Annotated in this window: 9 protein-coding genes; 6 read left to right on the top strand and 3 right to left on the bottom strand. The window is 51.3% G+C overall.

All coding sequences use genetic code 11. The annotated features are described in order from the left end of the window. Positions 1 to 277: 277 nt before the first annotated feature. From KE671_RS08785 to cusR, 3 genes are all read right to left on the bottom strand, one after another. Complete coding sequence (locus tag KE671_RS08785; RefSeq protein WP_206162593.1) at positions 278 to 1,009, bottom strand: bactofilin family protein; 732 nt, start codon at positions 1,007 to 1,009, stop codon at positions 278 to 280. A 564-nt stretch (positions 1,010 to 1,573) separates the two neighbouring features. After that, positions 1,574 to 3,013, bottom strand: coding sequence for a Cu(+)/Ag(+) sensor histidine kinase (locus KE671_RS08780; RefSeq protein ID WP_206162592.1), 1,440 nt, complete (start codon positions 3,011 to 3,013; stop codon positions 1,574 to 1,576). Beyond that, the gene (gene cusR / locus KE671_RS08775) at positions 3,003 to 3,686 is read right to left on the bottom strand and encodes a copper/silver response regulator transcription factor (protein WP_206162591.1); all 684 of its coding nucleotides are present in this window, start codon (positions 3,684 to 3,686) and stop codon (positions 3,003 to 3,005) included. Before cusR ends, KE671_RS08780 begins: the two co-directional genes overlap by 11 nt. A gap of 169 nt (positions 3,687 to 3,855) precedes the next feature. Between cusR and KE671_RS08770 the strand changes: the two genes are divergently transcribed. From KE671_RS08770 to KE671_RS08745, 6 genes are all read left to right on the top strand, one after another. Then, a complete protein-coding gene (locus tag KE671_RS08770; RefSeq protein ID WP_206162590.1) occupies positions 3,856 to 5,238 on the top strand; it encodes an efflux transporter outer membrane subunit in 1,383 nt (460 codons plus the stop codon). A gap of 26 nt (positions 5,239 to 5,264) precedes the next feature. After that, positions 5,265 to 5,609, top strand: a complete 345-nt coding sequence (gene cusF / locus KE671_RS08765) for a cation efflux system protein CusF (protein ID WP_206162589.1) — start codon at positions 5,265 to 5,267, stop codon at positions 5,607 to 5,609. A gap of 32 nt (positions 5,610 to 5,641) precedes the next feature. Beyond that, a complete protein-coding gene (locus KE671_RS08760; RefSeq protein WP_206162588.1) occupies positions 5,642 to 6,904 on the top strand; it encodes an efflux RND transporter periplasmic adaptor subunit in 1,263 nt (420 codons plus the stop codon). Between the two features lie 11 nt (positions 6,905 to 6,915). Then, the gene (locus tag KE671_RS08755) at positions 6,916 to 10,062 is read left to right on the top strand and encodes a CusA/CzcA family heavy metal efflux RND transporter (RefSeq protein ID WP_206162587.1); all 3,147 of its coding nucleotides are present in this window, start codon (positions 6,916 to 6,918) and stop codon (positions 10,060 to 10,062) included. 537 nt (positions 10,063 to 10,599) lie between these two features. Beyond that, complete coding sequence (locus KE671_RS08750; protein WP_206162586.1) at positions 10,600 to 11,295, top strand: flagellar brake protein; 696 nt, start codon at positions 10,600 to 10,602, stop codon at positions 11,293 to 11,295. Between the two features lie 15 nt (positions 11,296 to 11,310). Next, positions 11,311 to 11,898 (top strand): helix-turn-helix domain-containing protein, encoded by a 588-nt coding sequence (locus tag KE671_RS08745; RefSeq protein ID WP_241029781.1) that lies wholly within the window; start codon positions 11,311 to 11,313, stop codon positions 11,896 to 11,898. Positions 11,899 to 12,014: the final 116 nt, after the last annotated feature.

Here is a 12,014-nt window from a genome sequence, read left to right as displayed (position 1 = left end):
GTGTCACACCGGCCAGATTAAAAAGGCATCTTCCTGATCGCCGTCCAGCGCAGTAATATATTCAATGTCACTGCGGGTATTATTGATATTGATGGTCAGGTTATCCACAATTAATTTTCCTGTGCTACTGGCCCCTGATGGAGCAGTGCCTTCTGTGTAATAAAATCAATGGCAATACCGATCCGGTTATCTCTCAGAACGGTTATTTTCGCACCTGCATTATTTTCGTCGCAGGCCGGATAAGATGTCGCCGTTATCCGGCATACCGATGAATATATTATTCTCTATAAAAGTCTGAGATATCGACAGTGTTTTCTTTCACCGAGTCCATTGCGGAAATAAACGCATGTTCATGTTCTTCTTCCTCCTCGCGTGGTGAGGAGTTGCCATAGAAGCGACCATTTTTGTGAATAGCCAGAGAATCACTTTTCACCTGACCATTGACGATGCCCTGTGCATTAATACTGACCTCACCACCAATGCAGTTTCCATTCAGTACACCATCAACGGCGATAGCGTACGCAATAACATCACCTTCGACGTGTCCACTTTTTAAAATATGGACAGTTTTCTCAGAGCGAATGATACCGTCTATACGACCATTTACGTGAATGTCGCTGGTCGAGTTCAGTTCGCCCTTAATAATGCAGGTTTCAGGAATAACAGCAACGGTGGCTTCCATCTGTACACTTTGAGAAGGTTTTACCGTGATTTCAACGTCGTCACCAAGGTAGGAAACCTGGGAAGCATTAAGAGAAGATGCAATGTTAATATCTGAGTTGGTATCAGCAAAAGTCGTGTTTTGTCCTTTACGTTTAAACATGGTCCGGATCCCCGTCAATGATGAAAGTAAATAAACAGCATAAATTAAACCACAGCTTAAAATAATTGCGGCAACAATCTTCCATCGGGACTTCAATGTGATGTAAAAATGTTGATCACCTACGCCGTAATGGATGATGAGGTAAATCCAAAGCCCCCAAACAAGCCACAGGAGGTTATATTGCATAAGCTTTTACGTCATCTCCTGTTTATATTTATAACTGTTGGTATGTATTTTTACAGTAGCATTCGAAGAATGGTTTCTCAATGCAAAGTAAATTTAGTTTTATTGCGCATGCAATAATTAAAAGTTTACCCTTTTTAAAAAATATCAACGCAATATTAACAATGATGCAGGAAGAGGGAAGGAATGATAAGTTCCTGATTGCTCATTGCAAAGTCTGAGACCTTTTTTCTGTGATGTTTCAATATTTTTAGAAAGGCATCTTTTCGGATTTTTATTGCATTTTAGTAAAGCATTTTGTGCAGTAGTTTGAAGTTTTAGTGATGAGGATCTGCATGGCCAGGGTTGGTTTGTCGGAGAGCGGGCAGGGGGTTAGCGGGCAGAAGAGCGAAGAGTGAGAGTCAACCGTGTCGCTACAGAAGCGGAGTGGCAAAACTCAGAAAGTGATACAAATGTGAATAACATGTGATGATGAAAAATAAGTAAAGACAACCTGCTGTTTTTTTAGGATGAATCTTAGCGTTGCCGGTACTCAAAATGGAAACTACACCCTGAGGTGCAGGCCAGTCAGACCTGCTCTTTTGGCAAACTCAGAATAAAACGGGTAACGCGGGTATCCGAGGTCACCGACACGTTTCCGTGGTGCGCCGTGACAATGGATTTCACGATGGCCAGCCCAATGCCGCTGCCTTCTCCTTTGCGCTGGCGGGACGGATCCACGCGATAAAAGCGATCAAACAATCGTGGCAGATGTTCTGCGGGGATGGGCGTTCCCGGGTTTTCAATAATGACGTGCACCTGGTCGTCCGTCTCTTTCAGCCGGACGGTAATGCACTGGCCCGGTGGCGTGTAGCGCATCGCGTTGGAGAGGAGGTTGCTTATCGCCCGACGCAGCATGCCGGGATCGCCGGAAACCAGGCATGGACTCCCTTCAAAATGCAGTCCAACCTCCCGTTCTTCCGCCAGCGCTTCAAAAAAGTCGAACACTTTACTGACTTCATCTGCCAGATTGAGCGCTTTTTTCTCCGGGATCAGTTGGTTGTTATCGGCCTGGGCCAGAAACAGCATATCGCTGACCATTTTCGCCATATGGCTCAATTCTTCGAGGTTGGAATAGAGCACCTCTTCCAGCTCCTTCTGGCTGCGGGGCTGGCTGAGAACAATCTCTGTTTGTGTCACCAGGTTGGTAATGGGGGTGCGGATCTCATGGGCAATATCAGCAGAAAAATTAGACTGACGGGTGAAAACGTCTTCGATACGCTCGATCATGTGGTTAAACGAATGCACCAGCCGTTCCAGTTCAATCGGTACCGAGTGAGGATCCAGACGCACATCGAGATCTTTCGAAGTGATGTTTTGAATCTGTCGGCTGACGCTGCGGATCGGTTCGTGGCCTTTATAAACGGCAAACAGCACAATAAAAATGATCAACATGCTGATGATCGAGGCGGTCATGATCAGCTTGTTTTTCAGGTCGTTAATGTAATGCAGGTGAAAATCGATCGACAGCGCCAGATACAGGGTATAGGTCGGCTTACCGTCTACCAGCGGTCCGATCGGCAAGCGGATCATGCGCCAACTGGAATGGGTGCCGTGGCCTGCCATCTGCATCGACGGACCGTTAATCAAATAGACGTTGCCGCCCGGAACGGTTTTATCCACCGTGGCGCGGGCAAGAAACTGACGGATATCCGGCATATGAGGCGAATGAAAGAGCGCCTGCTGGTTAGCATTTTCCAGCGAAATAATGACGTTTGAGTAACCGGCCACCACGTTTTTCAGGATTTCCAGACGGCGGGATTCCGGCTCGTCGGAGGGGCTAAGGATGCGTTCGAGGGTAGCGCTGATCTCGGTTAAATCGTTGATGTCCTGTTCGGCAAAATGCACTTTTACCGACTGAATCATGATCCAGGCAAAGGCAAAAAAGGAGGCAATGGTCGCGAGGCTGATAAAAAAGGTCAGGCGCGTCGCCAGCGAAAAAGGGCGGGATAACCGTTTACTGACCATCCGGTACCTCAAGCACATATCCCACGCCACGCACGGTCTGAATCAGCTTTGGCTCAAAGTCGTTATCAATTTTACCGCGCAGGCGCTTCACGGCCACATCGATGGCGTTGGTGTCACTGTCAAAATTCATGTCCCACACCTGAGAGGCAATCAGCGAGCGGGGTAATACTTCTCCCTGGTGGCGCAGGAAAAACTCCAGCAGGGTAAATTCTTTGCTGGTGAGCGTGATGCGGGTGCCGCTACGACTCACTTTGCGACTCACCAGGTCAACAATCAGATCGGCCACCTGAAACTGGCTTTCGACAATTACCGCCGCCCCCCGGCGAAGCAGCGTTCTGACACGCGCCAATAGTTCGGCAAAGGCAAACGGCTTCACCAGATAATCATCCGCCCCCAGCTCCAGTCCTTTCACCCGATGTTCAATCGTTCCCAGCGCGGTAAGCAGCAGAATCGGCATGCCCTTATTCGCGGCGCGCAGCATCCGGACAATATCCCAGCCGTTGACGTCGGGCAGCATGATATCAAGGATAATCAGGTCATAATCACCGGTCATCGCCAGGTGATAGCCGTTAAGACCGTTGTCAGCAAGATCGACAACAAAGCCGGCTTCCGTCAGCCCTTTGGTCAGGTATTCACCGGTTTTCTTCTCATCTTCGACGATCAAAATCTTCAACTCATCCTCCTTCGCCACGCGACTGTCATGGGCCTCTCAATTCTAGAGAAGCCAGATCGGATAGCAATCGCATTCTGGGAAAATGACAGCTTTGTCATTTTGCTGTCACGCCTTGAACAGAGAGCGCCAGGTAAAGTTGCTGATATCAACCCACATGAAAATCAGGCTTATGCGTAATTTTAAGCTTCTCACGCTCTCAATGGCGTTACTGCTGGCAGGATGTTCACTCGCCCCGGACTACCAGCGCCCGGCGCTCCCGGTACCGCAGCAGTTTTCTCTCAGCCAGAACCAACTGGTGACGTCACCGGCGGGCTTTCAGGACAGCGGCTGGCGGCAGTTTTTTGTCGATCCACAGGTAAAAACGCTGATTGACGAGGCGCTGCGTAACAACCGTGATTTACGCATGGCGACGCTGAAAGTGCAGGAGGCGAGGGCGCAATACCGGGTAACCGATGCCGATCGCTATCCGCAGTTGAATGCACAAAGCAGCGGAAACTGGAGTGGAAAACTGAAAGGCGACACCCGCAGTACGCGTGAATATGAGGCCGGACTGAACCTGAGCTTTGATCTGGATTTCTTTGGCCGGCTGAAAAACATGAGTGAAGCCGACCGACAGCGCTATTTCGCCAGTGAAGAGGCGCGCCGGGCGGTGCATATTCTGCTGGTGTCCAACGTGGCGCAGGGCTGGTTCAATCAGCGTCTGGCCTTCGCGCAGCTTCAGGTGGCACAAGACACGCTGAGCAACTATGAGCGCGCCTATGCGCTGGTGGAAAAACAATTGGTTACCGGCAGTACCAACGTGCTGGCGTTAGAGCAGGCGCGTGGCGTGATTGAAAGTACCCGCAGTGATATCGCAAAACGTCAGGGGGAACTGGCGCAGGCGAATAACGCGTTGCAGCTGTTACTGGGTAGCTACGGCACGCTGCCGGACGACACGCGACAGAACGTCGGCGATATTAACGGCGTGGTGATACCACCGTCGCTCTCATCACACATCCTGTTGCAGCGTCCGGATATCATGGAAGCCGAACATGCGCTAATGGCGGCAAACGCCAATATCGGCGCGGCGCGGGCGGCGTTTTTCCCCTCCATCACGCTGACCAGCGGGATCGCTGGCAGCAGCAGCGATCTCTCCAGTCTGTTTTCGGCGGCAAGCGGGATGTGGAATTTCATTCCGAAGGTGGAGTTACCGATCTTCAACGCCGGACGTAATCAGGCCAACCTCGATCTGGCTGAAATCCGCCAGCAGCAGTCGGTGGTCAATTACGAGCAGAAGATCCAGAACGCGTTCAAAGAGGTTGCTGACGCGCTGGCGCTGCGCCAGAGCCTTACCGATCAGATTCGCGGTCAGCAACGATATCTGACCTCGCTACAAATCACCCTTCAGCGTGCCAGAGCGCTCTATCGCAACGGTGCGGTGAGCTATATCGAAGTGCTGGACGCCGAACGTTCATTATTTTCGACGCAGCAAACCCTGCTTGATCTTAATTACGCCCGACAGGTTAACGAAATTACGCTCTATACCGCGCTTGGCGGCGGTTGGCTGGAATAAATCTTAAGACATCACAGGAGATTGACATGAACACAGTATGTAAAGCGGCCGTATTGGCAATTTTCTCTACGCTGGCAATTAACGCCCAGGCCAATGAGCATCATCACGGCGATATGATGAGCGCCATGCCTGTTGCCGAACAAAGCCCAACGGTCAGCGCTACCGGCGTGGTAAAAAGCATTGATACGGAAAGTAAAAAAGTCACTATTGAACACGGCCCGATTCCCGCGCTGAACTGGCCGGCCATGACCATGCGTTTTACCATTACGCCGCAAACGCAGCTCAACAATATTAAACCTGGCGACAACGTGGCGTTTACGTTTATTCAGCAGGGCAATCTCTCTTTATTGCAGGATATTAAAAGCCAGTAATTCTCTCTTATTTTAACGTTGAGCATGACCTCATGAAAAAAATCGCGCTGATTATCGGCAGCATGATGGCGGGCGGCATTATCGCCGTGGGCGGCTATGCGTATTTGACCGCTGCGCCCCCGTCGGCGAATACACCGCCTGCCTCGGAAAAAGAAGCCCGCAAGGTGCTGTTCTGGTACGACCCGATGTACCCGAATACCCGCTTCGATAAACCCGGCAAATCGCCCTTTATGGATATGGATCTGGTGCCGAAATATGCCGATGAAGAGTCTGCCAGCGCTACAGCGCCGGGTGTCCGTATCGATCCGACGCAAACGCAAAACCTCGGTGTGAAAACCGAGGCTGTGCGTCGTGGACCTCTCACCTTTGCCCAGACGTTCCCGGCCAACGTCAGCTACAACGAGTATCAGTTTGTCATTATGCAGGCGCGGGCCGCCGGATTTGTCGAGAAAGTCTGGCCGCTCACCGTGGGTGATAAGGTGAAAAAAGGCGCGCCGCTGCTCGAACTGACGATCCCTGACTGGGTGGAAGCGCAGAGTGAATACCTGCTGCTCAAAGAGACGGGCGGCACGGCGACGCAGGTTGAGGGAATTCTGGAGCGACTGCGGCTGGCCGGAATGCCGGACGCGGATATTCGGCGTCTGACAGCAACGCGCAAAATTCAGACGCGCTTTACCCTTACGGCCCCCATTGATGGGGTGATTACCGGCTTTGATTTACGCGCCGGCATGAACATCGCCAAAGATAACGTGGTGGCGAAAATTCAGGGGATGAACCCGGTGTGGGTAACCGCCGCCGTGCCTGAATCCATCGCGTGGTTGATTAAAGACGCGTCACCCTTTTCGCTGACCGTTCCGGCGCGTCCGGACACGTCTTTCACTTTCCGCAAGTGGACACTACTGCCCAGCGCCGATGCCACTACCCGAACGCTGCAACTGCGTCTGGAAGTCGAGAACCCCGACGAAGCGCTAAAACCGGGGATGAATGCTTATCTCAATCTGAAAACGGAAAGCGAGCCGATGCTGCTGATCCCGTCTAAAGCGCTGATCGATACCGGCAGCGAGCAGCGGGTGATCACGGTGGACGCTGAAGGGCGTTTTGTTCCTAAACCCGTTTCTGTCTACCAGTCCTCGCAAGAGGTAACGGCGATCCGTTCCGGGCTGGTTGAAGGTGAGAGGGTGGTTGCCAGCGGTCTGTTTCTGATTGATTCAGAAGCTAACATCTCGGGGGCGTTGGATCGGATGCGCGCGCAGCAACCGCCGGCCTCGTCCAGTCATGCGGCCCATGCGCACTGAGGAGAACGCAGATGATTGAATGGATTATTCGCCGCTCGGTCGCCAACCGCTTTCTGGTGATCATCGGCGCGCTCTTTCTCAGCGTCTGGGGGACCTGGACCATCGTTAACACGCCGGTGGATGCGCTGCCCGACCTGTCCGATGTGCAAGTGATCGTCAAAACCAGCTATCCTGGGCAGGCGCCGCAGATTGTCGAGAATCAGGTGACCTATCCGCTGACCACCACCATGCTGTCCGTGCCGGGCGCTAAGACGGTACGTGGCTTCTCGCAGTTTGGCGACTCGTATGTCTATGTCATTTTTGAAGATGGCACCGATCCGTACTGGGCGCGTTCTCGCGTGCTGGAATATCTCAACCAGGTGCAGGGTAAAATGCCGGCGGGCGTCAGTGCGGAAATGGGGCCAGACGCCACCGGCGTGGGCTGGATCTTCGAGTATGCGCTGGTCGATCGCAGCGGTAAGCACGACCTGGCGGAACTGCGTTCGTTGCAGGACTGGTTTCTGAAATATGAGTTGAAAACCATCCCGAATGTGTCGGAAGTGGCCTCCGTGGGCGGCGTGGTGAAAGCGTATCAGGTGGTGATCGACCCAATGAAACTCGCTCAGTACGGCATCAATCTGTCGGAGGTGAAAGGGGCGCTGGATGCCTCTAACCAGGAGGCGGGCGGCTCGTCGGTGGAATTGTCTGAAGCCGAGTACATGGTCCGTGCCAGTGGGTATCTGCAAACGCTGGATGACTTCAATAACATCGTCCTGAAGTCAGGGGAAAACGGGGTACCCGTGTACCTGCGGGATGTGGCGCGCGTGCAAATCGGCCCGGAAATGCGCCGGGGGATTGCCGAACTCAACGGGGATGGCGAAGTGGCTGGCGGGGTGGTTATCTTGCGCTCCGGTAAAAATGCGCGTGAGGTGATTTCGGCGGTTAAAAATAAACTCGAGGCGCTGAAAAGTAGCCTGCCGGAAGGGGTGGAAGTGGTAACCACTTACGATCGCAGTCAGTTAATTGACCGCGCCATCGCCAATCTCAGCCATAAGCTGCTGGAAGAGTTTATCGTCGTGGCGCTGGTCTGCGCGCTGTTTCTTTGGCACGTACGTTCCGCGCTGGTGGCGATCATTTCGCTGCCACTGGGGCTGTGTATCGCCTTTATTGTGATGCATTTCCAGGGGCTGAACGCCAATATTATGTCGCTTGGCGGGATCGCCATCGCGGTGGGGGCGATGGTGGATGCCGCCATTGTAATGATTGAAAATGCGCATAAGCGCCTGGAAGAGTGGGAACATCAGCATCCGGGCGAAGCGCTTGATAATGAAACGCGCTGGAAGGTAATCACCAACGCGTCAGTGGAGGTTGGCCCGGCGCTGTTCATCAGCCTGTTGATCATCACGCTCTCTTTTATTCCCATCTTTACCCTGGAAGGGCAGGAAGGACGCCTGTTCGGGCCGCTGGCGTTTACTAAAACGTATGCGATGGCGGGCGCGGCATTTCTGGCGATCGTGGTGATCCCGATCCTGATGGGGCTGTGGATCCGCGGTAAAATTCCGGCGGAAAGCAGCAACCCGCTTAACCGCTTTTTGATCCGCATTTACCATCCGCTATTGCTGAAAGTATTGCACTGGCCGAAAACGACGCTGTTGGTGGCTGTGCTCTCGATCCTGACGGTTGCCTGGCCGCTGAGTAAAGTGGGGGGCGAGTTCTTACCGCAGATTAACGAAGGCGATCTCTTGTATATGCCGTCCACGCTGCCGGGGATTTCGGCGGCAGAAGCCGCAAGCATGTTACAGAAAACCGATAAGCTTATTATGACCGTGCCGGAAGTCGCCAGGGTCTTTGGCAAAACCGGGAAAGCGGAAACCGCTACGGATTCGGCACCGCTGGAGATGGTGGAAACCACGATTCAACTCAAACCGCAGGATCAGTGGCGTCCGGGGATGACGATGGACAAAATCATTGAGGAACTGGACAACACCGTTCGTCTGCCGGGACTGGCAAACCTGTGGGTGCCGCCGATTCGTAACCGTATTGATATGCTCTCGACCGGGATTAAGAGTCCGATTGGGATTAAAGTCTCTGGGAATGTGCTGGCCGATATTGATGCAATGGCCGGGCAGATTGAAGAGGTTGCCCGAACAGTTCCTGGCGTGACGTCCGCGCTCGCCGAGCGTCTGCAAGGCGGCCGCTATCTCAACATCGATATTAACCGTGAGAAAGCTGCCCGCTATGGCATGACGGTGGGTGACGTACAATTGTTTATTACCTCTGCGGTGGGGGGGGCGATGGTCGGGGAGACCGTTGAGGGAATTGCCCGTTACCCGATCAATCTGCGTTATCCGCAGCGCTTTCGTGACAGCCCGCAGGCGCTGCGCCAGCTTCCGATCCTGACACCGATGAAGCAGCAAATAACGTTGGGGGATGTGGCTACCGTCAATATCACACCGGGACCCTCGATGCTAAAAACCGAGAATGCGCGGCCCACCGGTTGGATCTATATTGACGCACGCGACAGGGATATGGTCTCCGTGGTCAACGATCTGAAAAAGGCGATTGCCGATAACGTCCAGTTGAAGCCCGGAACCAGCGTCGCGTTTTCTGGGCAGTTTGAGCTGCTGGAGCGAGCGAACCATAAGCTGAAGCTGATGGTGCCCATGACGCTGATGATTATCTTCGTCCTGCTGTATCTGGCTTTCCGCCGGGTCGGGGAGGCCCTGCTGATTATTACCAGCGTACCGTTTGCGCTGGTGGGCGGGATCTGGTTCCTGTACTGGATGGGATTCCATCTGTCAGTGGCGACAGGAACCGGGTTTATCGCGCTGGCGGGTGTTGCTGCGGAATTTGGCGTGGTCATGCTGATGTACCTGCGCCATGCCATAGAGGCCGATCCTTCGCTGGACAACCCGCAGACGTTCAGCGCGCAGAAACTGGATGACGCCCTGTATCACGGCGCGGTGTTACGGGTACGGCCCAAAGCAATGACCGTGGCGGTAATCATTGCCGGTCTGCTGCCGATCCTGTGGGGGACAGGAGCCGGTTCGGAAGTGATGAGTCGGATTGCTGCGCCCATGATCGGCGGTATGATTACGGCACCGCTGCTGTCACTGTTTATTATCCCCGCAGCTTATAAGTTGATGTGGATGCGTCGTCACCGCAAATTATCACATTAACACCTTCCTCATCCGGCCTGCTGAATGGAAGCAGGCCGGATAAAATCATTCTGACGGTCGTTTTTCATTCTCTCTGACATATTCCGCAATACTGTAAAATGCTTTTTCTGGTAATGACGTTTATCCCTTCCTGAATCTCCATTTATTGTTCATTGCTTCCTGCAGATATTTCATTTGGTGGTTACCTCTCAGCAGGTTGTGCATAAAAAGCACAATCTGCATCCTTGTGTTGCAAATAGTATAAACATCAGTCTTATATTTCATAATCGTGCAGTTAATCGCATTTTATTCATTTTTGTTATCAAGTTTTTGTTAAGTTCATCCTCTTTTACGCATAAACCGGGCCACTTTTACACTTCACTGAATGTTTTTACATATCAATTAATCAGTAAAAATAGTCAAAAACTTAATATCATGCGAAATATCTGAAAGGTAATCCCTTATGGTAATCAAAAAACCATCAGCGGGAGCCAGTTTTAGCCTTTTATCATTAAACACGAATGAGAAGTATCTGAAATATAAAATAAGGATTTTACTATGGGATTTGGGATGGCAAAGGACAATAAGTTTGAGATCGTGGCCATTATTCGCGAAGAGCTTCTCAGAAAAACGAAGGTGGAACTGAAATTTAAAGACACCAGCGTGGTTACTCAATTAGAAAAGGTTGACTTCGACTACTTCGTGATTGCCAGCAATAGTGACATCCCACTCTCTACTATTCAGTCTTTTATCTTGCACAGCGACAGCGGCATTATCAGGTTCAATGCCCGGTTCAGTCAGTCGCTGACCGATAAACTGGAGTGCGGACTGGCGTATCACATACCCGAAGTAATCCTGTTGGTTCAGCGTCGCCAGCATCAGCGTTTCTCTTTTTTAAAGGGATATCATTTTTACTGTTCTGGACGTTATAAAAATGGTGAGAATTATTCACTACAGATTAAAAATATCTCCCGCGGTGGTTGCGCACTGATTTCACAAAAAATAAACACCCGCTTTCTTTATAAAAATGCACTGATTAAAGGGGCATTTCTTGATTTTGAACAGTTTGGTCGTTTGCGTTGCGATCTCCGGGTTGTCAACGTTGTTGCCATCAATGAATTTGATGAGAACAATCAGCTTTATTCCTGTCAGCAGATCTCCTGCAAGTTCGAATTTAAACATCCTCGCGACGCGTTGGATGTCGAAAAGGTCATTATTCATTTTTTGATGAGTAATAAATTGAAAAGTTTATAAAGGAAGGTGAACTTTATGTTGATGTGTGGAAATGAAGATTTCGTCGGCAGCAGTGTCTCAACGTATTTAAAAAGCAAAAACGCTGAAGTAATGAATGTTCCCTGGCAAGTGATGGTGGATTACTCTGCGCGCTATCGCCACCGGCTGATGATTTTTAATATCATCAGCCACGAGCAGTCTTATGCGGATTTTGTCAGCTATTTAAATAAGAACCGCTTTAAAGTTTATGATAATGCCGTGGTGGTCGTTGCCGATAGCCGTCTGGCGAAATTGTGCATTGAGTTGCTGTATGTCGAAAAGGTCATTGTGCTGACCGATAAATCACCGCTGCGTGACTTTGGGCGACTGACGACCCTGACCGGGGAGTGCTGGAATCCCCGTTTATTCCGTTCACAAAAACGGCTGAGCGATCGTGAACAGCAAATTCTCAGTTTATTGGTGAACGGGTATTCGCCAAATGAAATCTCGGATCTGGTCAGTGTGAGTTATAAAACGATACAAACCCATAAAATGCGAATCATCGCGAAGCTGGGTCTGGCCCATTCTGCTGAACTGAATAAACTGATCGTCAGATTTAACCATCCGCTGTCATTTTTATCCTGAGTTTGCCATTAAGCCTGATGACGCTTCGCTTATCAGGCCTACCTACTGGCATTTTTATCCTGAGTTGCCACCGGGCAAAAAATCCCTCTGCATCACAGAGGGATTTTTCATTTCAG

The sequence above is a fragment of the Citrobacter amalonaticus genome, from assembly GCF_018252635.1.
Taxonomy (GTDB): domain Bacteria; phylum Pseudomonadota; class Gammaproteobacteria; order Enterobacterales; family Enterobacteriaceae; genus Citrobacter_A; species Citrobacter_A amalonaticus_E.
The sequence above is the reverse complement of the archived record's forward strand: the minus strand, read 5'-3'. Positions and strand labels throughout refer to the sequence as shown.